We start from the raw sequence: 26,001 nt of genomic DNA on the forward strand, positions 1-26,001 counted from the left end.
CTCCGATTATTTATCTTCAAATACGGTTTTTCCGCCCAAAATTGTATATTTAACCTTTCCGCAGAGCGTTTTGCCCTTGAAAGGAGTATTTTTACTCTTGCCGTGCAATTTATCTACATCAACAACCCATTCTTCGTTCAAATCAACGAGTGCAAGGTCTGCAGGCACACCGACTTTGATATGTCCTGCATTGATTCCGAGAATTTCGGCAGGATTTGTGCTCATCTTTTCAACAAGCTCCGAAATTGTAAGAAGTCCTGTTTTTACAAGATATGTGTATGATACCGCAAATGAAGTTTCCATACCGATAGAACCGTTCGGTGCTTTTTCAAAATCGGACTTTTCTTCCGGTGTATGCGGTGCGTGGTCGGTTGCAATAGCGTCAAGCGTACCGTCTTTAAGACCGCTTATTATTTCAACAACATCTTCATGTGTGCGGAGAGGCGGATTCATTCTGAAATCTGCGTCCTTTGCAAGCAATTCTTTTTCTGTCATTGAGAAATAGTGCGGTGCGGTTTCTGCCGTAACCTTAACCCCTCTTCTCTTTGCATCTCTTACAAGTGCAACGCTTGTCTTTGTGCTGACATGACAAATGTGTATCGGCACATCAAGCGCCGCCGCAAGTGCAATTTCTCTTGCGGTACCGCAATCCTCTGCTGCGGCAGGAATACCCTTTACGCCGAGATTTTTGCTTACTTCGCCGCTGTTGATTTTACCGCCGTCTGCAAGGAAAAGATCCTCGCAGTGAGCAACAACCGTCATACCGAGCTGCGGAGCTTTTTTCATTGCCTCGCTTAAATACTTTGTGTTTTCAACCGGTCTGCCGTCATCCGAAAGAGCAATTGCACCTGCTGATTTAAGTTCTTCAATATCGGTCGGTTCAAGACTTTTGAGTCCCTTTGTAATACTGCCTGCCACATAAACATTGGCGTCGGCATTCTTTGCCTTGTCAAGAATATATTTTACGGTTTCGGCATTATCCGTAGTAGGGATTGTGTTAGGCATTGCAAGTAAACTTGTAACACCGCCCGCAGCAGCTGCTTTACAGCCTGTTATAATATCCTCTTTGTGAGTTTGACCGGGGTCACGAAGATGTACATGCATATCCACAAGACCCGGAATAAGTGTTAAGCCGTCTGCATCAATCACATTGCCCTCTGTAGAGATGTTCTCTGCAATTTTTGTGATTTTGCCGTCTTTTACAAGAACATCGGCAACTTTATCAAGTCCATCTGACGGTGAAACTATGTGTGCGTTTTTAATTACTAAAGTATTTATTTTAATCACCTCTGATTACTTTCTTCTGTTATTGTTCTGCTGTGGTTTTCTGTTTGGTGTTTTGCGAGCTGACTGAGATGCTCTGCCGTTAGGTTGCGGTCTTCTCTGTGTGGCGCTGTGTACCTTTACAAGACCGTTGCCGTCACGCCTTTGCGCAGCCTGCTGTTTTCTCACACGCTCTCTTTCTCTGCGCTCAAGCTCTGCTTTTTTACGCTTTTTAGCCGCATGCTTACGCTTTATAAGTCTTGAAACATTTGTGCAGAAATATCCGCAGTGTACAAAGAAATTCTTTATTCCGTTACCTGCTTTTTCCGCAGCCGCAATAAAGCTTTCTGTCTTATCGTTATCCACAGCGGTTTCAACCTCTACGGCACGCTTTTCTTCCTCTGAAAGAACATCGTAATCGACCGCATTTTTGAGGTCTGAACTGTCAACATCAATGATACCTACAATTCTTCTCGGCTTTTCCTCAAAGAAATCATAACCTTCATCAAAATCATCGGCTGTATTTTTTTCAGCCTCTCTTCTCAGTTCTTCCTCGTTTTCTTCTTCGACTTTATCTTCCGTTTCTTCTTCGTATTCAGATTCAACTTCTTCAATTGTTTCTTCTATTTCGTCTGTCGGTTCTTCTTCTGTTGAAATTTCTGCCTGTGCAGCTTCTTCGTATTTTCCGTCGTCCGAAATTACTTTTTCTTCCGATTGATTTTCAACGGCTGTATCGGTAGCATCCGCATCTGCCTCCTCGGTTATTTCCGAGTTTTCTTCAGCTTCGTTTTCATCTTCAGGTTCGTCAACAGCCACGGTTTGAACAACCTCTTCGGTCTGTAAATCCTCCTTAGCCTCTTCAAGTCGGTCTTCAATTACTTCCTGCGGCTCAAGTTTTTCGGCACTTGTTTCTATTACTTCAACATCTGCGCCCTCATTCTTAAGCCTTTCTTTGCTCTCATTTACTATTTCGTCAATTTCATAATCCGAAACTGTCGGCTTTTCGTAAATCTTAACCTTTACTTCTTCTTCGTCAATGTCCTTGTAATCGTCAAAGAGATCATCGTCTTTTCTGCTACTGCTTATGTCGTTGTTTTCTTCTTTTAACTCATCATAAGCCTGATGAATGCTGACAATATCATCTTCCTGTAATTTTTTTACAGGTTTATTGTTTGATTTGTATTTATCGGTAAGTTCACGCAAAATTTTTTCGTTTTTGCTCTTTTTGTTTTTCTTTCTTGTCTTTTTACCTGCAATCATAACTATGATAAAAAGAATAATAACAACAGCAACTATACCTATGTAAACATATTTTGTAAAGTCGCTTTCCGGGTCAGCTTTTGCATTAAAAGTAACGGTTGAAAGAATTGACTTTAAAGTTTGATAATCGGCAGATGTAACATCGCCGCCGTTATGCTGAATAGTAATATTAATACTCATTCCGTCATAAACAGTGTTTGCCTGATAAGTCTTGATTCTGTCACTGCCGCTCTCTACATTAAGGTCAAACATAAGCCATACAAGGTCTTGCGCCTGATCCGGCGTGCAACTGATATATTCCTCTTGAGAAATAAAACTTTCTCTCACTTCATAAAGCTTTTCGTCCGAAAGAAGTTTATAATTCTTAATACCCTCGCTGTCACCGTTGCGTGTCATAGTAACCGTGACCGTCGTGGTTGCCTGATTATCCATAGCCTGCATAAAAATATCACTGCTCTTGAAATCAGACATTGTTTTGTCATAATCAAGTCCGAAAACTGAAAAATACTTGTCGGTACTCTTGCTGTCCCTTGTTATGCCAAGCATATTGTCGGGCAGTTGAATTGTCATATTATCAAGTTTTTCAATCTGTATTTTACTGCCCGCCGCACTGCAAACAACGGCAGTACAAGCAACAAGTGCCGCACAAACAAATGCGGTAAAAAATTTTTTTATATTTTTAGCTGTCATACTAAAAGCCTCCGAAAAACAGAATATTCTGTCAATAAATCCATATACATCAATTATTATACATAATACAAGTAAAAAATACAAGTGCGAGGCGGTGTTTTAAGAGAATTTTTTTGAAATTTAAAGCACTAAAGCGTTTGTTTTTTCCAATAAAGAAAACAAAAACCAAGTGACAGCCATTTTGTCACTTGGTTTTTAAAATAAAATTTCTAATGTTTATTTTTGTAAATTACTCAACAGTAACTGATTTTGCAAGGTTTCTTGGCTTATCAGGGTCATTACCCTTATTGACCGCTGTGTAATAAGCAAGAATCTGGAGCGGAACAACCGCAGAAATCGGCATAAGAAGTTCATCTGTCTGCGGAACTTTAATAACATAATCCGCAATACCGTCCTCAAGAGTTCTTGCACAAGCCTCCGAGCAAACAAGAATATTCATAGCACCTCTCGACTTAACCTCAACAATATTACTGATAGTTTTTGCAATAAGGTCACTCTGTGTTGCAACAGAAATTACAGGCATACCGTCCTCAATAAGAGAAATTGTACCGTGCTTTAATTCACCTGCCGCATAGCTCTCGGAGTGAATGTATGATACTTCCTTAAGTTTAAGCGAACCTTCCATTGAAAGAGCATAGTCAAGACCTCTGCCAATGTAGAGCAAGCTGTCTGTTGTGATAAGTTTTGTCGCTACATACTTGCATTTTTCCTCTGTTGTTTCAATAACATACTTAACAGCTTCCGGCATTTTGAGAAGTGCAGACACAAGTCTTTTGCACTCTGCTTCGCTTACGGTTTCCTTTGCAAGAGCAAGCTCAAAGGCAAAAAGATACATAACAGAAAGCTGTGTAATATACGCTTTTGTCGACGCTACAGAAATTTCAGGGCCTGCAAGAGTGTAAATAAGCATATCCGCCTCTCGTGCAATTGAACTTCCCTTTGCGTTTACAATAGCAAGAGTAGTTGCTCCTTTCTGCTTTGCAAGGCGCATTGCGGCAAGGCTGTCGGCAGTTTCACCCGACTGCGAAATAATAATTACAAGGTCGCCTTCACCTACAATAGGATTTCTGTATCTGAACTCTGACGCAATATCAACTGTAACAGGTACTCTCGCAATACTTTCAATAATATATTTACCTACAAGACCGGCATGCATAGCTGTACCGCAGGCAACAACCGAAATTGATTTAAATTCTCTTAATTTTTCGAGTGTAATACCGCATTCTTCAAGGCAAGGCAATCCGGCTCTTACTCTCGGAGCAACGGTGGTTCTGATAGCTTCCGGCTGTTCTTTGATTTCTTTAATCATAAAATGCGGATAACCGCCCTTTTCGGCAGCCTCCATATCCCAATCCGCAACCTTTAACTCTTTTTCGATAGGGTCAAGGTGCTCATCTACAAATGAAACGCCGTCTGCTGTAAGTGTAGCAATCTCATCATGGTCGAGAAGATAGTAATTCTTTGTGTATTTAAGAATTGCAGGAACATCGGACGCAATAAAGGTTTCGCCGTCAGCTACGCCAACAATAAGCGGACTCTCTCTTCTTACGGCAAAAATTCTGTCCGGGAAATCTTTGAACATAATACCGAGAGCAAAAGAACCCTTAAGTTCAGCCATTACGCTGTCGATAGTTTCAAGCGGATTTCCGTTATACTTATAATCAAGTAGCTGTGCAACAACCTCGGTGTCTGTATCACTGAGGAAAGTTCTGCCCTTTGATGTTAAAAATTCTTTTAATTCAATGTAATTTTCAATAATTCCGTTATGAACAATGGTAACTCTTGCGCCGCTGTGCGGATGTGAGTTTACATCTGAGGGTTCACCGTGAGTTGCCCATCTTGTATGGCCTATACCTACATGACCCTCCGGTTTACCCTCAACTGCCATCTTGTCAACAAGATTTTTAAGTTTACCTTTTGTTTTAACTGTTTCAATGCCGTTTTTTCCAAAAACAGCTATACCCGCTGAATCATAACCTCTGTATTCAAGCTTTGTGAGTGCGCTTACAAGCACATCACTGCAGTCTTTAGGTCCAACATATCCAACAATACCACACATTATGTATTCTCTCCTTTGCTGATGAATAAATATATCAGTTTGTCTTATGGTTAAAAGTAGGTACAAGATCCGCAAGAAGTTCTACCGTTTTTTCGCTGTCGTTGCTGTTAGCAACAACTTTAAGCTCATCAAGTTTTTTTAGCAGTTCTGCGGAATTAATATTTATCTGATTACCGATAAATATCTTTTCGTTTGCGGTAGACTTAAGTCCTTCTTCGTCCATCAAAAGTTCCTCAAAAAGTTTTTCGCCCGGTCTTAAGCCCGTGAAAACAATCGGAACATCTTTATATGGAATCTTGCCGTACATACGAATGAGATTTTCGGCAAGAGTTGTAATCTTTACGGGCGCACCCATATCAAGAACAAAAATCTCGCCGCCGTGAGCCATAGCGCCTGCCTCAAGAACAAGCGAAACAGCCTCGGGAATAGTCATAAAATATCTGATTATGTCAGGGTGAGTAACGGTTACAGGTGAACCGCTTTCAATCTGACGCCTGAACAGGGGAATAACCGAACCATTTGACCCAAGAACATTACCGAAACGAGTGGTTACAAATTCGGTATGAGTGCTGTGCTGAGCCTTGTGCTGAATTATCATTTCACATGCTCTTTTGGTTGCACCCATAACATTGGTCGGATTTACAGCCTTATCGGTTGAAATCATAACAAATTTATCGGCTTTGTACTTTTCTGCAAGTGTTGCAACATTAAAAGTACCGAAAATATTATTTTTAACTGCCTCTTCCGGCACGGTTTCCATAAGAGGAACATGCTTGTGGGCAGCTGCGTGAAATACAAGCTGAGGACGATATGTTTTAAATATCAGTTCCATTTTGTCGTAATCACGGATAGATGAAATCAAAGTTACAAGATTAAGTTTGTTGCCGTACTCAAGCACAAGTTCCTGCTGAATATCATATGCGTTATTTTCGTATATGTCAACAATAATTACCTGCTTAGGCGAATACTTTGCAATCTGTCTTACAAGCTCGCTGCCTATAGAACCGCCGCCGCCTGTAACCATACAGATTTTTCCCGTAACCAATTCTTTTATTTCTTTTTTATCAAATTCAATCGGCTTTCTGCCAAGTAAGTCTGAAATTTTAATTTCTTTAGCCTGTGAAATAAGCTCTGTGTGCTTATCGTCAAACAAAAGCTCGCTCAAATAAGGAATTATCTTGATTTTACAAGTAGTTTCCGAGCAATAATCAAGGATTTTGCGCTTTTCCTCTTCTTCGCAAGACGGAACAGCCACAATAATATTTGTAATCTTTTTATCATTGCAAATCTTAGAAATTTCTCTGCAAAAACCGAGAACAGGCACACCGTTAATGCTTCTGTTAAGTTTTGTTTCATCATCATCAACAAAACCTACCGCAATAAGATTGCGCGCGGGACTGTTTTCGTCATAACTTGCATTCTGAATTTCGGTAAGAATCATTCTGCCTGCATTGCCTGCGCCAACAATAAGCGTACGCTCACAATTATCCGCTCTGCCGACTTCAATTAAATTAAGGAAAGTACGCTTAAATATAAATCGGAATAAGAGCACTCCGCCTGTTGCGAGAATTGCATATAAAGTAACAAACAAAACAGATTGCTGTATCTGCAAAATCGACATAATAAGATAGCCCAAAGCGAAGCCTGCGAACATCGCCAAACCGCAAACCAAGTAATCCTTTTCATTAAAATATCGCCAAAGTCTTTTATACGCACCTGCACCGTACATAATAAGCATACACAGTGCTAAGTTTACTATTATTGTATATAACAGTCCTCTGCTTGCTTCCGAAAGTTCCGGAAATATAAGCGACATAGCAAAATTAAGCACAATACCGCTTACCACAATAATAAAAACATCAGCCAAAGCAAGAATAAGCTTACGATAATTTATTTTTTTCATTTTTTAATTGTCCCCTGCAAATTTTATCTGATTATATAAAATTTAATACAAACATATCGTCTAATTTTAAAATATTATACAAATTAACACACAATATTATACATCAAATTTAATTTTTTGTCAAATTGCAAAGCAATGCTCTTTTCTTATTTGCGTAGATAAAATATGTGTTTTTTTTACCTAATTTGACAAATACTTAATTTAGATATAATATAATTTTATCAACAATATAACATTATTCTTAAAAAAAGGACATTTTTATGAAGAAAGCAAAGAAAAGACTACCTTTAATTATTTTTTCTGCTTTATTTGCTCTTACAATAGGAGAATTAATACACAGCAACCTGTTTTTTAAAACTACAGAATATAATCTTAAAGCCGATAATATTAACGGTAATTTAAAAATTGTGTTTATCTCCGATCTGCACAATAAGGAATACGGTGACAATAATAAAAACCTGATAGAAAAAATCGCCAAACAAAGCCCTGACTTCATTGCAGTGGGCGGTGATATGGTAACCCGCACATTCGTTAATGACGATAATATGAAAAATATTCTGTCAAAACTTTCAAAAATCGCACCTGTCTATTGCTGCCTCGGTAATCACGAAAGAGATATTGCCGACAAGATTGACTTCAAAACAGACATAACTGCCTGCGGAGCTACCTTACTTGACAATGAAGCTGCGTTTTTCACCACAAAAGACGGACAAAAAATACTAATAGGCGGACTATCCGATTATCCGTACTATGAATACAACGGCACCGACTACGATGTTCCGGAAGCTCATTTTTGGGAGCAATTAAACGAAGAAGCAAATAATTACTACACAATTCTTTTGCATCATCAGCCTGAATACATTACCGATATGGTTGCAGAGTCAAATGTAGAGCTTGTTTTGTGCGGTCACACTCACGGCGGACTTGTCAGAATACCGTTTGTCGGCGGAGTAATTGCACCAAACCAAGGACTTTTTCCGCAATATGACAAAGGTGAATTTGATTTTAACAATACCTCTATGATAATTACAGGCGGGCTCGGTGTTTCAAACCCTATACCACGATTTAACAATCAACCTGAAATTTGCATAATAAATATAACCAAGGGCAATTCCTGATTCGGAACTGCCCTTTTGTTTTAACCTAATACCTTTTTAGCCGTATCTACGCTTTCCTTAGCATCTCTGCAATAGTAGTCAGCGCCGATTTTCATAGCATATTCTTCCGTAAGTACAGCACCGCCGACAAAAATTACGCATTTACTGCTTCCGTCGGGATTCTGTAATTCTTTTGTTTCTCTTACAAGTTTGATTGTATCTTCCATACTCTTAAGGGTAGTTGTCATAAGAGCAGACAAACCAATCATCTTTATATCCTGCTCAATTGCAGTATCGACAACAAGTTGAGGGTCAACATCTTTGCCAAGGTCAACAACCGTATACCCGTAGTTGTCAAGCAATACTTTTACAATGTTCTTTCCTATGTCGTGAATATCACCCTTAACGGTTGCAACAATGATTTTGCCCTTGCTTACGGTTTCTCCGCTTGTTTTGGAAATATGTGATTTAATTACATCAAAGCAAGCCTGTGCGGCATTTGCACTCTGAATAAGCTGCGGTAAAAAGATTTTGTTCTTTTCAAAACCCTCTCCCACCTTATCAAGAGCAGGAATAAGCATTTCGTTTACTATTTTCATTGCGTCGCCTGTTTCAGCAAGCATTTTTTCGGTAAGCAACGCACCTTCTTTTTTCAAGCCGTTGAAAACAGCGGTCATAATATCCAAATCGGATGCGGCAGAATTATTATTTGCGGCAGGTGCTTGCGCCGCATCGTTATATGCGGCAATAAAATCCATAGAGTTTTTATCAATACCGTCAAGCACACGGTATGCTCTTACCGCACCCGTAATAGAATCAATATTCGGGTTAATAATCGGTAAGTCAAGTCCCTCTTCAAGAGCCATAGTAAGGAAAGTTCTTGTAACAAGGTCACGATTCGGAAGTCCGAATGAAATATTTGAAACACCGAGACAGGTTTTACAGCCAAGTTCGGTTTTTACTCTGTGCAAAGCATTAAGCGTCTGTCTGCAGGCAGACTGTTCGGCAGAAACCGTCATCGTAAGGCAGTCAATAAACACATCTCTTCTGTCAATGCCGATTGCCTCTGCCCTCTCTACAATTCTTTTTGCAATTTCAAATCTGCCCTCCGCTGTCTTTGGAATACCGCTTTCGTCAAGTGTAAGACCGACAACGCAAGCACCGTATTTTTTAACAAGCGGTAAAACCGTGCTAAGGCTTTTTTCCTCACCGTTTACCGAGTTTACAATCGGTCTGCCGTTATAAGCACGAAGTCCTGCCTCAAGTACATCGGGTTTGGTAGAGTCAATCTGCAGAGGTGCATCGCAAACACTCTGAATTGCTTTGAGCACACGCACCATCATCTGCTTTTCGTCAATTTCGGGATGACCTACATTGACATCAAGAATTTCCGCACCTGCGCCCGTCTGACTAAGTGCCTGTGTAAGAATGTAATCAATATTATTATCAACAAGTGCCTGTTTAAACAGCTTTTTGCCTGTAGGGTTGATTCTTTCGCCGATAATTCTCGGATGATTAACTTCAACAACAGAACTTGCACTGCATACTATTGTATCAACTTGACTTTTTGACGGCTGATATTTTTTATCTGCAAGAGCGTCTTTAAGAGCCTTTATATATTCGGGATTTGTACCGCAGCAGCCGCCGAGAACTTTAACACCGTACTTTAACAGTGACAGAGATGACTTTGCAAAATCATCGGGCATAACATCGTATTCATTGGTGTTAGGGTCAGGCAAACCTGCATTCGGCTTAATTACAATAGGAAGATTTGTGTACTTGGAAATCTCACTTACAATCGGCTCAAGATCATCAGGTCCAAGCGAACAGTTTACGCCGAGAGCGTCAACGCCGAGATTTTCCATAGTTACGGCAAAAGCAGACGGCAATGTGCCTGTAAAAGTACGCATATTACGCTCAAATGTCATAGTGGTGAATATTGGCTTGTCGCTGTTCTCCTTTGCGGCAAGTACAGCGGCCTTAAGTTCATAAAGATCCGTCATAGTTTCAAAAACTATAACATCAGCGTCTTTACCTGCAAGGATAAGCTGTTTGTAATATTCATAAGCCTGTTCAAAAGTAAGCGAACCAGCAGGTTCGAGCAGCTGACCGATTGAACCGATGTCAAGGGCAACAAGCGCTCTGTCGCCGACAGCGTTTTTAGCAATGCTGATACCTGCTCCTACAATTTCTTCAACACTGTAGCCGCATCCCTCAAGTTTGTACGCATTCGCACCAAAGGTGTTTGCATAAACAACATCTGCGCCCGCATCTACATAAGCTTTATGAAATGACGCAATAAGTTCGGGATGTGTAATATTAAGCGTTTCGGGCACTTCGTCATACTGTACACCGCTTTTTTGAATCATAGTGCCTGTCGCACCGTCAAGTATAATAAATTCTTTTTCCTTTAATAATTCTCTAAACCCCACAATGAAGTCCCTTTCTCCTGAATTTACAGGTTTCTCTCATATTACAGATGGCACACCCACGCTTTTTTCTTTCTATAGGATTTTTTGAAAGTCCCAGCACCGCCGTAACAGACTTTGTCGGTGTAAGCAAAAAGTTATCGTTTGTGCAAAGTCCTATTTTCTTTGGCGCATCAAGCATTTGCAAAATTATTTTTTGCAATTCAATAGGATAATCTCCGTAGCCCGGGCTGAATCGAAATGTCATATTATAATCGCTGTATTTTTCCGCAATTATCTTGTCAAAAGCATTGCAGACCTGCTCCACGGCAACACTTGCAAGGCTGTCCATTACCACAGCACGGGCCATATCGGAAATCTGCGAAATTCTGATTAGTTTGTCCACCTCTGAACCGACGGTGGCGCACATAACAATAGCTTTTTCACAACCGTTTAAGTGTGATTCTATATCTTTTCCACCCATAATCTGCGGGCACGGCAAATCCTTTTCTACATAAAGATATTTTGGCGACGCTTTTTCAAGCACAGCCTTTTCACATTCATCCATCAGTACATCCATTCGGTAATTAAGCCTGATTCCCGCTCCTCCGAGATAACGCACTGCCTCGTTTCTGTTAAGTTTTTCTAATTCTATCATAGTATAACCCCTATACATTCAATGCAATCGGATTTATTTTTAATACTGCAAATCATTTAATAAAAACTCTCTGTTAAATCATAAATTCAAAACCGACCGCATAGCTATACTTTATTATTGTAACACACAAAACATAATAAAACAATACGGGTATTTATTTTTTAAATCAATCTTAAAGAAGCCGCAAAAGCGGCTCATTTGCTTAAAAAGTTGCATTTTTTCTTAAAGTATGTTATGATAAAAATGTATAAATATGTATCGAAAGGAATCAATACACTATGAAATACAACAGAATTAAAAAAACTTTGTGCCTTATTGCGGCACTTGCACTTATTCCTGCATTTGCAGTCGGTTGCTCAAACGATAAAAGTGAATCCGAAAATTCAAAAGCAACAGAAGCAACTCCCGCTGCCGTTGCCACAATTGACGAAGCAAAAGTCGGACAGCCTGCCGTATCCGCACTTGAAGATATGGGCATTGTTCCGTCAACCGTAGGTATTAATCCTTCTATAAATTACGACAACAATAAAGTAGGTTTCCAGCTTGACGCTCCTAACGACGGCGACACTATTGCGATTATGCACACCTCAAAGGGTGACATAAAGCTCCGCCTTTTTGCGGACCAAGCGCCAAAAACCGTTACAAACTTTATTAATCTTGCCAAAGAGGGCAAATATGACAACACCATTTTCCACCGAGTAATCAATGATTTTATGATTCAGGGCGGTGACTACGAAAATGCCAACGGCACAGGCGGCACAAGCTCATACGGTGAAAGTTTTGAAGATGAATTCTGCGACAAACTCTTTAACATAAGAGGTGCGGTATCAATGGCAAACAGCGGTCCTGACACAAACGGAAGTCAGTTCTTTATCAATCAGACCACACCCGAAGCTTATAAAAAGAACGGCGGTTTTTCTGCCTTTGAAAATCAGTGGGCAAACATTAAAGCACAGCTTGAAAATTATAAAGATTCCGAGCTTTTCTCCGCTTTTGTTCAGCAGTACGGCACATACTGCTACAACACAGATGTAATCAGTGATGACATCAAAAAGCTTTATGACGACAACGGCGGTAACCCATACCTTGACGGCGCTTACAATGCAGTTGACAGAGGTCACACCGTATTTGCACAGGTAATTGAGGGAATGGATGTAGTGGATTCAATCGCATCTGTAGCTGTTGACTCATCGACAAATAAACCTACGGAAGATGTAAAAGTAACTTCTGTAGAAATTACAACATATTCTGCCAATTAAGAGGATTATTATGAACGGAAAGCCTATTATTGCAATAATGTATGATTTTGATAAAACGCTTTGTACAAAAGATATGCAGGGATACGGCTTTATTCCGAGTCTTGGCATAACCGAGGAAGAGTTTTGGAATTACGCCAACGAAATCGGGCACAAGGAGCATATGGATTCAATCCTTGCATATATGTATGCAATGGTTAAAATATCTAAAGATAAGAACATTCCTTTATTAAGAGAAAAACTTGTTGAAACGGGCAAAAAAGTCGAACTTTTTGACGGAGTTTCAAAATGGTTTTCACGAATAAACAATTTCGGTAAAAAACTCGGCGTATGTGTCGAGCACTATGTTATTTCGTCCGGTCTTAAAGAGATTATCGAAGGTACGGATATTGCGAACGAATTTAAAAGTATTTTCGCCTGTGAATTTCTTTACGATGAAAACGGCAACGGAATATGGCCGAAAACCGATGTTAATTACACAAATAAAACTCAATTTGTGTACCGCATAAACAAAGGTGTTCTTGATGTTGCCAACGATAACGACCTCAACAAATCAATGCCCGACGACAGCAAGCGTATTCCTTTTTGCAATATGATTTATATCGGCGACGGTCTTTCAGATGTACCGTGTATGAAAATGATGAAAGCATACGGAGGATATTCCATTGCCGTATATCAAAAGAAAGACGCAAAAGTCGAAGATTTATTACAGCGTGGCAGAGTTGATTACATTTACCCTGCCGACTACAGCGAAAACAGCGGACTTGACAATACAGTCAAAAATATAATTCAAAAAATGGCAATAAGTGAAACACTTTACCGTGAATATTCAAAACAAAAGCACGAAATTAACAACTGATATTTTTCAAAGGGAATCCTTGACGGGTTCCCTTTTTATTCTGCTATATTCTGTTTGTAAATATTTTGTATTTGTATTGCAGATTTTTGGAAAATAAGGTAATATATAATATATACAAATCATTTCACACAAAACACATATTTTATTTATAAATTAATCTAAAAAAGTAGAAATTATGGTGAAAATATGAATGAATTTAAATCTGTTTTAAATGAAGTAAGAAAAGTTATTAACGGCAAAGACAGGGAAATTATTATTACAATGCTTGCTCTGCTCGCAAACGGCAATATTCTTATAGAGGATATACCGGGCGTCGGCAAAACCACTATGGCTCTTGCTTTTTCAAAGGCTCTCGGACTGAAGTACGGCAGAATACAGTTTACTCCCGATACTCTGCCGTCAGACATAACGGGATTTTCTTCTTTTAACAAAGAAAGCGGAAAAATGCATTTTAACAAAGGAGCTATTTTCTGTAATTTGTTTTTGGCAGATGAGCTTAACCGTACTTCAAGCCGTACTCAAGCGGCTTTGCTTGAGGCAATGGAAGAAAGGCAAGTTACCGTTGACGGACACAGTTATCAGCTTGAAAATCCTTTTTCCGTAATTGCAACCCAAAATCCTGTAGGTGCCTCGGGTACACAACTTTTGCCTGACTCTCAAACCGACCGTTTTACAGTAAGAATTTCAATGGGATACCCTAATTTTGAGGCTGAATGTCAAATGCTTATTAACCGCAGTCGGCAAAACCCTCTTGATAAGGTAAAACAAGCAGTTACTGTTGAAGAACTTATTAATATGCAAAACAAAGTAAAAGAAGTTTTTGTAAGCGAAGATATGGCAAAATACATTGTAATGCTCGTAACAGCCACCAGACAGAACAGCCTTTTTGAAAGAGGTGCAAGTCCAAGAGCCGCACTTTCACTTAAAGATATGGCAAAGGCGGCGGCATTTGCGGACGACAGAGATTACATTGTTCCCCGTGACATTCAGAATATTTTTGTTGCTACCATAAGTCATCGTGTTATTTTGAGCGCAGAGGCAAACGCTAAAAAAATCAGCGTTACAAAAGCTCTTAATGAGATTTTGAGAACAACAAGACAACCCAAAATTTAGTGAGGGAAAAATGATAAAGAACATACTTATATATATTGCGGTTCTTGCAATATCATTTTCGTTTGCGGTTTTTTATTATGCCTGGTTTTCCAATTTTCTGCTGATTGTTGTACTTTGTCTGCCTGTTCTTTCATTGTTATGCAGTCTGCCTTTTATGATTTATTCGGCCGTCAAAGGTTTTTCTCTTTATGCTTCCAAGGTCATTTATGCAGGCGATGATGTTGTAATTAATCTTGCGGCAAACAACCGCAACGGTCTTTTCTGCCCTTTGATTAAAGTTCTTGTTTACTCAAAGAACAGTTTTTGCGGCAAATCGAAAAAAACAGCGTTTAAATACAGCGGAATGATAAATAAGCCCGTAAATATTCCGCTTTCAAAAATCGGCAAAGATTGCGGATTACTCGAAATACAAACAAGATGGCTTAAGATTTACGATATGCTCGGAATCTTTTTTATTCCCGTAAGGTTTAATACTGCGGCAGAAATACTTGTAATTCCTAAAACCGCAAATTGCAACGAAGAAGTCCTGACGGGCAAACAAGCTATTATAGGATACAAAAAGAAAGCCGGAGGCGGATTTTCTGATGATTACGAAATCAGAGAATACCGTGACGGCGACAATCTGCGTAATGTTCACTGGAAATTATCTGCCAAAAATGATGATTTAATGGTTCGAGAACCGAGCCTGCCGATTTACAAGAATTTTAAAATTATGCTTATGCTTGGCGACAACCCCGAAAACAACAATAAAGTTTTGGCGAAATTTGCAGGCGTTTGCAAGAACGCAATAAAAAATGAAATTCCGTGTACGGTGTGTACTACCAAAAATGCAGGTGCATATCCCCTTACCCCTCAAACAAATATTTATTCCATATACAAAGCAATTTACACACGGCAAAATCTCGGTAACGCAGATACTTCAAATGCAGAAATTCACAGTATTTTTGCCGACTCCGAGGAGGTGGCAAAATGAAAAAATATTTGCTTTCCACTCTGGCAGACGGTATATGCGTAGTTCTTTTGTCGGTCTGCCCAATACTCTGCTATGCAAGCGCATTTTCTGTTAAACTCGAATCTTCGGTACTGATTATGGCGGCTGTATTATTTTCAATTGTTTTCAGCCTGCTGTCAGCCTTTGTAAAAAGCAATTTGAAATACGCTTTATGTATGACAGTAATTGCTTTTGTGGCATTTTTGGTATTTGTTTTTGCAAATGAGAGTATTTTTGCACAGGCAAACTACGCAATTAACAAACTGCTTGAACTGTATTCGGTTTATCTTTCTGTTTACAGCAACATCAAATTTGCAAGTTATATAGCGAACAACGCTACAGGATTCTTTGTTTTGCTGTCATTAATTCTGAACGGATTGTTTTCTTTCTTAATATCACGAATTAAATCAATCAAAATTGCAGGACTTTTGAGCATTGCGTTACTTGTACCCTGCTTTGTACTTGTAAACACTTTGCCCGACCTTGTACCGCTGCTTATAATATTTACAGTTCTGTTTGCGCTTTACTTTTCATCGCAGACAAGACAATTAAACTATGCACACAGCGGTGTAATAACTGCGGTTTGTGCCGTTATTTTGGCTGTACTCATTACTGTTTTGGCTGTAATAAATCCGGTTGCCAATTATGAAAGACCGAAGTGGCAGGACAATATGCTAAATACAGTACAAACTCTCACGGGAATGAAAACTTACAACGGCAGCGGCAAAATCTCATCCGCTCTTGCCGAAGTAGGAAATAATGTCAGCTCCGAAGTAGATTTTTCAAATGCAGGCGCACTTACTCAAACAGGGAAAAAGGTTATGACTGTCACATCAAGTACAGACGGCAGAATTTACCTTAAGAGTATGGCATATGCAAATTACGAAAACAACAAATGGTCTGTACTTACCGATGAGCAGGCAGACAACTATCCGCAGGATTATCAATCCTTTATTATGACTATTATGACGCAGTATTTCGAAGAGGCAGAAACCGTAACCATTGACACCGTAAACAAAGAAAATGTTATTTACACACCCTATTATCTTAATTATATCAACAACAATTTTTCGCCTGTATGCGATGTGTTCATAGCAAACACCGACAAGGCAACAAACTACACTATGTTTGTTATACCGTATTCCGAGGAAAATATTAACGACTTTTCACGAATAGAAATAAGTGGCACCTCAAAATACGATGATTTTGCACAATGCTATTTATCTCTGCCAAACGATACCAAACAGGCAATGCTTGAAATTGCCGAGCGCAACAATATTAAAGATTTATCCAAGAGTGATATTTCTCAAACGGTTGCGGCGGTTAAGGACTTTGTTTCACATTCCGCATCGTATTCTCTCAATACACAAAAAGTACCCGATGGCAGAGATGTTGCAGAATGGTTTTTAAACGATGCCGAAACAGGTTATTGTATGCATTTTGCAAATGCGGCGGCTGTAATGCTCAGAGCGCTGGGTGTTCCTGCAAGATATGTAACAGGCTACTGCGCAAATGTAGTTGACGGCAAAGCTATTGTCACCTCTGACAATGCCCACGCATGGGTAGAGTATTATGACAGTAGTATCGGTTGGATTCCTCTTGACGCTACATCATCTGATTTTGAAGTGCCGCAAGCTACCGAATCAGTGCAAACAACAACGCAGGCACAGACAACCTCTCCTACCGTTCAGCCTACTACACAGGCACAAAATACTAAGCCTGTAAAAACAGAAGTAAAGGCAAAAATTTCAACACCTGCCATAATTGTTATAATTATTTTACTGATTATAGCTTTGGCAATCTTAAGAATTATTTTAATACGGTATTACAGAAAATACAGTTTTACTCACAAAGATTATAAATCAAGAGTAATCTGCATTTACAGATATTTAAATAAACTTTCCGTTCATGCAAAAGTCAGAATACCTAAAAAAATTGAAAATATCTGTACCAAAGCAAAGTTTTCCACGCACAATATTTCTGATAAAGAATATAAAATTGTTCTTAATTATGTATTAACATTCAGGAATAAAACAATCGGTAAAATGCCGATTGTTAAAAAGCTGTATTGCATAATAATTCTCGGTATATAAGTAAAAGCTGTACCCCGCAAAAGGATACAGCTTTTTGCTTTACCGCAAGATTACTTACAACCGCAATCCTGTTTTAACTCAAAGCTCTGGCAGTCAGTGCACTGACATACTGTTGGGTTTGACTCATGTGTACCAATCTTGATTGATTCAAGTGAGCAGTAATGCTCTGCCTCGTTGTTGTGAGAACAGTTATTTACGGTGCATTTAATGCTGCGGTTTACATAGGAGTTGTTCATCATTATAAATCACCTCATACATTATTAGCGAACACTGCGCCGTTGCAGTTCTGTTCGCCCTCTTATTGTCTGCAAAATAGCTGTAAATATACCTCACCAATTCGGTTATTATTAATAAAATATAGCGAGGTGATTTTTGTGACAGCGATTTCAACCGCTATACTTATTATTTTTGCCGTAATGGGAATAATATACTGCGTAAGGGAAATTACATATTTCCTTTATAAAAACAAAAATAATTGCTCAATCATTATTGTTACTCCGCTTGAAGGAGAAAATCAAAATGCCGAATTTATATTGCGAGGTGCGGCGTCAAGATTAAGATGGTTTTGTCGTGGCGGTAAAGACTGCATACTTTGCCTTGACTGCGATATGGACGAAGAAACCGAAAACATTTGTAAAGCCTTGTGCAAAGAATACGGATTTATTCGTATGATAAAAAAGACTGAACTTATACATCTTTTAAACGAATAATCGCAAGGTGTATTGTTAAAGCAAAAAAACAGTGCTATAATAATTATAATTGTGGCAAAATACCGCTGTATTTTTTAAGGAAACAGGTATGTTTTTATGGATGACAATACACTTTTACAGCTTGAAGGCTATGTTGAAAGCGTAGTTTACAGAAATGAAGAAAACGGTTATACCGTTGTTGAAATATCGGACGATGACGACTATATAACAGCTGTCGGCATTATGCCAAGGGTACATCAGGGCGACCTTTTAAAGCTCACAGGCAATTATAAGGAACATCCTAATTACGGCAGGCAATTCTCTGCCCAGGTCTGTGAGCTTTGCCGTCCGAGCGGTACAGCAGGGATTCTGCGTTACCTTTCTTCCGGTGCAATCCGTGGAATAGGCGCAACAACCGCACAAAGGCTTGTATCTGAATTTGGCGAAAAAACTCTTGATGTTATGGAAAACGAACCCGAAAGAGTAGCAATGCTCAAGGGAATTTCAAAATCAAAGGCAGAAGATTTTTCTCTGCAGCTAAAGCAAAGCACGGGTATCCGCTCGCTTATATTATTCCTCGGCGAATACGGAATAGGCAATGCTGCGGCCGTCAAAATTTTCACAGAACTCGGAACTTCCGCTATTGAACAAATTAAAGAAAACCCGTACATACTTTGCAACGGAGAGTTCGGCATAAGTTTTCAGACTGCCGACTTTATTGCAAAAAAGCGTGATTTTGACGAGCAGAGCACAGAGCGACTTCGTGCCGGAATTGCTTATATTTTAATACATAACGAAGGAAACGGTCATACCTGTTTGCCTTTTGAGGTTCTCTGCAAAAAAGCTGCAGATTTTCTGAAAGTTGACATAGCACTTATTGCTTCAACAATGCAGGAAATGATTTTCGACCGCTCGCTTATCAAAGACAATGTAAACGATAAAGAATTTATTTTTTCTCCTAACACCCATCTTTGTGAACTTTATATAGCCTCAAGAGTGAAAATGCTGCTTGGATTTGCGGCTGAACAAATTAAAAATATTGACACCGAAATTGAAAAATGCGAAAAAAATGACGGAATAGAATATGCCGCACTGCAAAAAGAGGCAATCACACAGGCACTCACAAAAGGTATGCTTGTGCTGACAGGCGGTCCGGGCACAGGTAAAACCACAACATTAAACGCTATTATTAAAATATTGCAAAACAACGGCAAAAAAGTTTTGCTTGCCGCACCGACAGGAAGAGCGGCTCAACGAATGAGTGCTTTAACGGGAGTTGAGGCAAAAACTATTCATCGTCTGCTTGAAGTAAGCTGGGACAAGCACGATAAACCTATTTTTAATAAAAACGAATGCAATCAGCTTAAATGTGACGCCCTCATAGTTGATGAGGTTTCTATGGTTGACACCTTTATTTTTGAAAGCGTTATGAAAGCCTTGCCTATCGGTTGCCGTCTTATACTTGTCGGCGACTCTAACCAGTTGCCGTCCGTAGGGCCGGGCAACATACTCGGCGACCTTACCGACTGCGGAATTGTACCGGTTGTAAGGTTAAACGAAATTTTCCGTCAGGCACAGAAAAGTCTTATTGTTACAAACGCACATAAAATAGTCAACGGCGAAATGCCCGTTCTCAATGCATCTGATAAAGACTTTTTCTTTTTATTAAGGAATAACAAAACCGAAATTTCTCAAGTAATCGTTGACCTTTGCGCACAAAGATTACCAAAGGCTTACGGTTACTCTGCATTTGACAATATTCAGGTGCTTTGCCCGTCAAAGAAAGGCGAACTTGGCACTGCCGAAATGAATTTCAGACTTCAAAAGGCTCTTAATCCAAAATCAGCCGATAAAGCTGAAATTGAAATTGCATCAAAAGCATTCAGAATTGGCGACAAGGTAATGCAAATAAAAAACAACTACGATATAACCTGGATAAGAGATGACGGAGAGCAGGGTTCGGGAATTTTTAACGGTGACATAGGAATTATTGATTCTATCGACCGCAAAAGCCGTACGCTTATAGTTATTTTTGACGACAAGACAGCCAAATACACTTATGAATACGCAACCGATCTTGACTTTGCATATGCGGTCACTGTACATAAAAGTCAGGGTAACGAATTTGACTGCGTAATTATACCTATGTTTCAAGGGCCTCCTCAACTTTATTACAGAAATTTACTTTATACAGCCGTTACACGAGCAAAGAAAACGCTTGTGCTTGTCGGAAATCCAAAAACGGTAGAATATATGGTACAAAATAACCGCCGTACAAAAAGATACAGCGGATTAAAGGAATTTTTACTGCGTGATGAACAGTTATATTAAAAGAGCAATGCTGTTTTTGCAGGACATAATTTTCACCGTAAAGTGCCCGTACTGCGAAAAAGTTATTGACAGGAATGACTACGCCTGTAAAGAATGTAAGAGTAAATTTCCGCAAAAAGGCTATGAAACTTACGCTGTCGGAGGATACAAAACAATAGCGCCGTTTAAATATGACGGTATATTTGCAAGCGGTGTAAAAAACTTTAAATTTTATGAAAATCCGTCATATGCCCGACAACTTGCAGTTCCGCTTGTTGACGAGATACTTGCCAAGTATGATATAAGAACTTTTGATATTATTACCGCCGTACCGATGTATTATAAAAATATGCGTGAACGGGGATATAATCAATCGGAACTTCTTGCAAAAGAATGTGCGGAAATTTTTAACATTCCGTATGCAGAACTTGTTGAAAAGCATAAGAAAAATAAAGCTCAACATACGCTTAAAGGAAAAGAACGAGAAAGCAATGTTCAAGGTGTGTACCGTGTAATTGACAGTCAAGCAGTGGCTGACAAGAATATTCTTATAATTGACGATATTATTACTACGGGCAACACACTCGGAGAATGTTGTAAGGTTCTTAAAAAAGCAGGCTGCAAAAACATATGCTGTGCAGCGCTTTGTGCGGCTATTGTATAACTTAAAAAGGTTGAAAAAATTGGAGTATTACCAATTCTTTCAACCTTTAGTTTTATTGTTTTTAGATAGTTGTGAATAAATTATGGCTTAGTAAATTGTTTTGCCAATCTTTTATAATTGCCTGACTAAGTATTCATAATTCCTGATTTTTAAAGAACATTATACTGTCATTGAAATATACTTTTGAAGAACAGTAACATCGTTTACATCAATTTTTCCGTCGTCGTTTAAGTCACAATAAATTTTATATCTGTTTTCATCAAATATTGAATCTTCTTCGACAAAAAGAGAACCGTTAAGATACATCTGCAAATTTGTAACATCATTTACATTTGTTGACTTATCGGCATTAAGATCGCCGTAATATCTGGCATTAAAATAATATAAAGTATCAATATCAATAACACCGTTAGTGTATAATTCAACAGCATTTTGTACTTTATTATCAGCATAAAAGTAATTGCCCACAGGTGAATCTTCATAAATAGGATATACAAAATTTCCTGTTTTTAAAGATTTAATATTATTGTTTGATGAATAATGTTCCTCAACTAAAATATAATCGAATTTAACTTCTTCGCTTATTGCAGATAATTTCAAATAAAAAATATCATAATCGCTTTCAGGGCAAGGGTAAGCTAAAGTTTGTTCAATATATTCTCTTGTCAGTTTTTCAATCTTAAAAAATTCATCCCATGTAATTTTGTTATCAACACTGTAGTAGTCTTTATCTGCAAGATCAATAGATACCTTTATATCGGCATCACCAAGGTTTAATATCTGTTCTTTTGTTGAAATGCAGAACAAACATTCACTTGCGGAAAAATATTTTATTTCTGATACTGAATATTTTTCATCAATAATTTTCTTTTTATCATCGGGCTTCTGACTTCTTATAATATTTTTATATTCCTCATAATCACGCAATAATTCATCACTATAAGTCTTTCCGCCGTCTTCATTTACAATAATCTCATCTAAGCGATCGTTTTTATCTGCAAATGTATATATATCTTCACAATATGAAGTTAAATTAATTTTAACCGCAACCGTATCTGTATCCGCAATATCATCAATCGCCCACATAAGTTCTCCTGTTAAATTATTTTTAAAATCGTGATTCCACATCTCTACATCACCAACGGCTGAGTTTCCCGTATCAGCCGCAAATGCTGTTGTTGTGCCGCAAAGAACAGCACTTGCCAAAATTGCTATTGCCATAATACCGCTTATAAGTTTTTTCATAATATAGCCTCCTTTAAAACATAAGTCATATTTCTTACGATTATTGTACTATATCATTAAATATCAAGCAAGTGTATTATTGTACAATCTTTCGATTAAATTGTTAGTTATTTAGACTAAACAAAATCATATACAAAAACTCCCTCCGTAAATACGAAGGGAGTAACTAATTTGATTAAATTATCAAACAGGATGAACCATATTTTTCTTGTCGAGCTTATCGCCGTTAATGCCAACTTCGGCATTTCTTCTCTTCTCAAAGAAGTCGAGCGCAACCTTCGGGAACTGAGCGTATGAAAGAACATCCTCTTCCTGCTCAATCCACTGTGAAATCTCACCTCTGAGCTTATCAAGCTCCGGCTCAAGTAAATCTGCAGGACGGCAAGTAATAATCTTCTTATCGCCGCAAATCTTCTTCTGGAATGCAGGATCAATCGGCATTGGTGTTGTGCCGTACTCGCCTGCAACAAGACCCTTAAACTCGTTTGTACACATCTTGTATCTCTCACCTGTAATTACATTGAATACAGCCTGTGTACCAACAATCTGTGATGTAGGAGTAACGAGCGGTGGGTAACCTGCATCTTTACGAACTCTCGGAACTTCCTCAAGTACCTCTGTAAGCTTGTCTTCTTTGCCTGCCTGCTTAAGCTGTGAAAGAAGGTTAGAAAGCATACCGCCCGGAACCTGATAGATAAGAGCCTTAGCATCTGTAGCAAGCATCTTCTGATCAAGAAGACCGTTCTTAAAGTATTTCTCACGAAGAGTCATAAAGTAAGCACGAATTTCAGCAAGCTGCTTAATGTCAAGACCTGTATCATACGGTGTGCCTGCAAAAGCGGCAACCATTGACTCTGTAGGAGCATGTGAAGTACCGAGTGCAAGTGGGCTGATAGCGGTATCAATACCGTCAGCGCCTGCCTCAACACCCTTTAAAAGACACATTGATGCAAGACCTGATGTGTAGTGTGTGTGGAGCTGAATAGGAAGATCAACAGCAGACTTAATAGCCTTTACAAGGCTCTCTGTAGCTGTTGGTGTAAGCAAAGCAGCCATATCCTTAATGCAGATAGAATCTGCGCCGGCATCGGCAATTCTCTTTGCATACTCTACATAGTATTCATCTGTGAATACAGGACCTGTTGTGTAGCTGATAGCTACCTGTGCTTCAGCCTTGCCGTTTTCTCTCTTTGCAGCATTGATAGCTGTCTTGAGGTTCTTAATATCGTTAAGAGCGTCAAAAATTCTGATAATATCAATACCGTTAGCAACCGAACGCTGAACGAGGTACTCTACGCAGTCATCGGCATAGTGACGGTAACCGAGCATATTCTGACCTCTGAAAAGCATCTGCAGCTTTGTATTCGGACAATGCTCACGAATTGTACGAAGTCTTGCCCATGGGTCTTCATTTAAGAAACGAAGACAAGCGTCATATGTTGCACCGCCCCAGCACTCAAGTGAATAATAACCGATTTTGTCAAGCTTATCAAGAATCGGGAGCATTTCCTCTGTTGTCATTCTTGTAGCAATAAGTGACTGATGTGCGTCACGCAGGGCAGTTTCGGTAACTCTAATTTTCTTTGCCATTTCGGACATCCCTTTCGTCAGTTATTAGTTAAGAGTAACAAGTGTTTTACCTGAATCTACAGACTCACCCTTAGCAACATCAACAGTTGCAACTACACCGTCCTGAGGAGCCTTTACAGGAGTTTCCATCTTCATAGCCTCAATAAATACGAGGTCGTCACCGGCTTTAACTGACTGACCGGCTGAAACAACAACATTAACAACTGTACCCGGCATAGGAGCTGATACTACTACTGAACCTGCTGCGCCTGCAGGAGCTGCCGGCTTTGCTGCAGGTGCGGGTGCTGCTGCCGGAGCAGGAGCTGCTGCAACAGGAGCTGAAGAACCGCCGAGCTCTTCAACCTGAACATCGTATGCTGTACCGTTTACTGTAATTCTTAAATTTTTCATTTTAAATATCCCCTTTATTTAAACAAACATATTTATCAGATTGTTGAATGTTTCTTAGCAACTGTAGGAACTCTCTTGCCTGCAAGCATATCAAGAGCGGAAATAAGAGCTTTTCTTAAATCCTGCTGTTCAACAATACCGTCAACATAGCCGTTCTGTGCTGCGTTGAAAGCAGAGAGATTTTCTGCCGCAAACTTTTCGGCAACTGCCTTCTGCTCTGCAACAGGAACATTCATAGCGTCAGCTGCAAGAATAAATGCCGCAGCCTCAACATTTACAGGAGAAATAACAGCCTGCGGAAGTGCGTAAACCATATCTGCGTTTGCGCCTGTACCTGCAAGTGCAATGTAACCTGAACCGACAGCCTGACCGTAAACTACGGAAATCTTAACTGTAGTAGCCTCTGCATAAGCCGAAGCTGCCTTTGCGGCTGACTTAATTGATTCAAAGCCCTTACAGTCAACAAATGTAAGTATCGGAAGTGAGAAAGCATCGCAGAAACGAACAAATTTTGCAATCTTTGTTGTTGCGGAACATGAAAGCACACCGCCGTTTGTCTTTACAATACCAACTACCGAACCGCCAAGACGGGCAAGTCTGACTTTAGCGTCTTTGCCGTAGTTGTCAAAAAGTTTATAAACACTGCCGCCGTCAACAGTTGAACCTACGATGCAATCGCAGTCTGCAGGCTCTTCCTCAAATGACTCCGGAGCAGTATTGAGATTGTTAGACGGAAGATAAAGAACAAGCTCTTTAGCCTTAGCTACAGCCTCAGCAGAATCCTTTGCAACAACAGATGCAACACCATGCTCTGCGTTGTATTCGGCACTTGCATTCTCGCCTGTAACATCAAGAGAAAGCTGTGCCTTTTCACTCATAATAACAAAATCCGCACTTGCTGCGTTAAGAGCGTTTGTACCAAGGCAAGTTCCGAGAACTACCGAAATCTGCGGAACCGCACCCGAAACCGCAGCAGCGCTGTTAAGAACCTGACCGCAGCCTGCAAGAAGCTCATTGCCCTGCATAAGTCTGCCGCCGACACTGTCGTAAAAACCTACAACAGGAGCGCCTGTTTTAAGTGCAAGATCATAAATCTTTTTAAGCTTTGCAGCCTGTGCCTTACTCATAGCACCGCCGCAAATGTCGCTGTTCTGTGCGAAAGCGTAAACAGGCATACCCTCAACTGTACCAAAGCCTGCAACAACCTCTGCAAAACCTTCGCCGGACTTTGCAAAAGCATCAATTTCAGTAAAGCTGTCTGCATCAAAAAATTCTGTTATTGTTTTATAAGCAGAAGTAGATGCGATTTCAGCCTTTGCCTGATTGATTTTTTCAATACTCATCTTAAACATCCTCCAATACAATGTATTGAATATGCCGACAAATAGCATAAGTCGGCATACTAATTTACCACATATATCATTATATCCTAATATTTATCAAACTACAAGGAAAAAGCAAAG

At 39.3% G+C, this 26,001-nt stretch carries 20 protein-coding genes; 9 read left to right on the plus strand and 11 right to left on the minus strand.

Translation table 11 applies throughout. The annotated features are described in order from the left end of the window. Positions 1-6 precede the first annotated feature (6 nt). From I2E21_RS09105 to I2E21_RS09120, 4 genes are all read right to left on the minus strand, one after another. The gene (locus tag I2E21_RS09105) at positions 7-1,278 is read right to left on the minus strand and encodes a dihydroorotase (RefSeq protein WP_195411154.1); all 1,272 of its coding nucleotides are present in this window, start codon (positions 1,276-1,278) and stop codon (positions 7-9) included. Between the two features lie 15 nt (positions 1,279-1,293). Further along, on the minus strand, positions 1,294-3,213 hold the full coding sequence (locus tag I2E21_RS09110) for a hypothetical protein (RefSeq protein WP_195411128.1): 1,920 nt from the start codon (positions 3,211-3,213) through the stop codon (positions 1,294-1,296). Between the two features lie 229 nt (positions 3,214-3,442). Next, positions 3,443-5,272 (minus strand): glutamine--fructose-6-phosphate transaminase (isomerizing), encoded by a 1,830-nt coding sequence (gene glmS, locus I2E21_RS09115; RefSeq protein ID WP_022234436.1) that lies wholly within the window; start codon positions 5,270-5,272, stop codon positions 3,443-3,445. A gap of 34 nt (positions 5,273-5,306) precedes the next feature. After that, positions 5,307-7,175: a nucleoside-diphosphate sugar epimerase/dehydratase gene (locus I2E21_RS09120; protein WP_195411129.1), complete on the minus strand. Its 1,869-nt coding sequence runs from the start codon at positions 7,173-7,175 to the stop codon at positions 5,307-5,309. A 260-nt stretch (positions 7,176-7,435) separates the two neighbouring features. On the opposite strand from I2E21_RS09120, the gene I2E21_RS09125 reads away from it, so the two are divergent. After that, positions 7,436-8,293 carry a metallophosphoesterase gene (locus I2E21_RS09125; protein ID WP_195411130.1) on the plus strand — a complete coding sequence of 286 codons (858 nt, stop codon included), beginning with the start codon at positions 7,436-7,438 and terminating at the stop codon, positions 8,291-8,293. Between the two features lie 20 nt (positions 8,294-8,313). On the opposite strand, the gene I2E21_RS09130 is transcribed toward I2E21_RS09125, so the two are convergent. After that, positions 8,314-10,704 (minus strand): homocysteine S-methyltransferase family protein, encoded by a 2,391-nt coding sequence (locus tag I2E21_RS09130; RefSeq protein ID WP_195411131.1) that lies wholly within the window; start codon positions 10,702-10,704, stop codon positions 8,314-8,316. Then, positions 10,694-11,338, minus strand: coding sequence for a methionine synthase (locus tag I2E21_RS09135; RefSeq protein ID WP_186935865.1), 645 nt, complete (start codon positions 11,336-11,338; stop codon positions 10,694-10,696). The genes I2E21_RS09130 and I2E21_RS09135 overlap by 11 nt, the downstream gene beginning before the upstream one ends. A gap of 278 nt (positions 11,339-11,616) precedes the next feature. On the opposite strand from I2E21_RS09135, the gene I2E21_RS09140 reads away from it, so the two are divergent. The 5 genes from I2E21_RS09140 (at position 11,617) to I2E21_RS09160 (ending at position 17,650) form a co-directional block, all read left to right on the plus strand. Then, complete coding sequence (locus I2E21_RS09140) at positions 11,617-12,597, plus strand: peptidylprolyl isomerase (protein ID WP_243240615.1); 981 nt, start codon at positions 11,617-11,619, stop codon at positions 12,595-12,597. Between the two features lie 10 nt (positions 12,598-12,607). Continuing rightward, entirely contained in the window at positions 12,608-13,453 is an 846-nt protein-coding gene (locus I2E21_RS09145) for an HAD family hydrolase (protein WP_022234443.1), read from the plus strand. Positions 13,454-13,639: 186 nt separating this feature from the next. Next, entirely contained in the window at positions 13,640-14,566 is a 927-nt protein-coding gene (locus I2E21_RS09150) for a MoxR family ATPase (protein WP_022234444.1), read from the plus strand. A 10-nt stretch (positions 14,567-14,576) separates the two neighbouring features. Continuing rightward, positions 14,577-15,539 (plus strand): DUF58 domain-containing protein, encoded by a 963-nt coding sequence (locus I2E21_RS09155; RefSeq protein ID WP_195411132.1) that lies wholly within the window; start codon positions 14,577-14,579, stop codon positions 15,537-15,539. After that, entirely contained in the window at positions 15,536-17,650 is a 2,115-nt protein-coding gene (locus I2E21_RS09160; RefSeq protein ID WP_195411133.1) for a transglutaminase domain-containing protein, read from the plus strand. Before I2E21_RS09155 ends, I2E21_RS09160 begins: the two co-directional genes overlap by 4 nt. A 50-nt stretch (positions 17,651-17,700) precedes the next feature. Here the strand turns inward: I2E21_RS09160 and I2E21_RS09165 are convergent, their stop codons facing one another. Further along, positions 17,701-17,889 (minus strand): DUF1540 domain-containing protein, encoded by a 189-nt coding sequence (locus I2E21_RS09165; protein ID WP_243240616.1) that lies wholly within the window; start codon positions 17,887-17,889, stop codon positions 17,701-17,703. Positions 17,890-18,024: 135 nt separating this feature from the next. Here I2E21_RS09165 and I2E21_RS09170 point away from each other — a divergent pair, with 135 nt between their 5' ends. The 3 genes from I2E21_RS09170 to I2E21_RS09180 all read left to right on the plus strand — a co-directional run bounded on the left by I2E21_RS09170 (position 18,025) and on the right by I2E21_RS09180 (position 21,313). Continuing rightward, positions 18,025-18,360 (plus strand): hypothetical protein, encoded by a 336-nt coding sequence (locus I2E21_RS09170; RefSeq protein ID WP_022234448.1) that lies wholly within the window; start codon positions 18,025-18,027, stop codon positions 18,358-18,360. A gap of 96 nt (positions 18,361-18,456) precedes the next feature. Next, positions 18,457-20,670: an ATP-dependent RecD-like DNA helicase gene (locus tag I2E21_RS09175; protein WP_195411134.1), complete on the plus strand. Its 2,214-nt coding sequence runs from the start codon at positions 18,457-18,459 to the stop codon at positions 20,668-20,670. After that, positions 20,654-21,313, plus strand: coding sequence for a phosphoribosyltransferase family protein (locus tag I2E21_RS09180; RefSeq protein ID WP_195411135.1), 660 nt, complete (start codon positions 20,654-20,656; stop codon positions 21,311-21,313). The genes I2E21_RS09175 and I2E21_RS09180 overlap by 17 nt, the downstream gene beginning before the upstream one ends. 159 nt (positions 21,314-21,472) lie before the next feature. Here the strand turns inward: I2E21_RS09180 and I2E21_RS09185 are convergent, their stop codons facing one another. From I2E21_RS09185 to I2E21_RS09200, 4 genes are all read right to left on the minus strand, one after another. Then, a complete protein-coding gene (locus I2E21_RS09185) occupies positions 21,473-22,558 on the minus strand; it encodes a dockerin type I repeat-containing protein (RefSeq protein ID WP_195411136.1) in 1,086 nt (361 codons plus the stop codon). Between the two features lie 183 nt (positions 22,559-22,741). Next, entirely contained in the window at positions 22,742-24,148 is a 1,407-nt protein-coding gene (locus I2E21_RS09190; RefSeq protein WP_022234945.1) for an oxaloacetate decarboxylase subunit alpha, read from the minus strand. Positions 24,149-24,172: 24 nt separating this feature from the next. Next, complete coding sequence (locus tag I2E21_RS09195; protein WP_022234946.1) at positions 24,173-24,538, minus strand: DUF2118 domain-containing protein; 366 nt, start codon at positions 24,536-24,538, stop codon at positions 24,173-24,175. Positions 24,539-24,573: 35 nt separating this feature from the next. After that, a complete protein-coding gene (locus tag I2E21_RS09200; protein WP_195411137.1) occupies positions 24,574-25,881 on the minus strand; it encodes a carboxyl transferase domain-containing protein in 1,308 nt (435 codons plus the stop codon). Between the last annotated feature and the right edge of the window lie 120 nt (positions 25,882-26,001).

This window comes from Ruminococcus sp. BSD2780120874_150323_B10 (genome assembly GCF_015553695.1).
Lineage (GTDB): Bacteria > Bacillota > Clostridia > Oscillospirales > Acutalibacteraceae > Ruminococcoides > Ruminococcoides intestinale_A.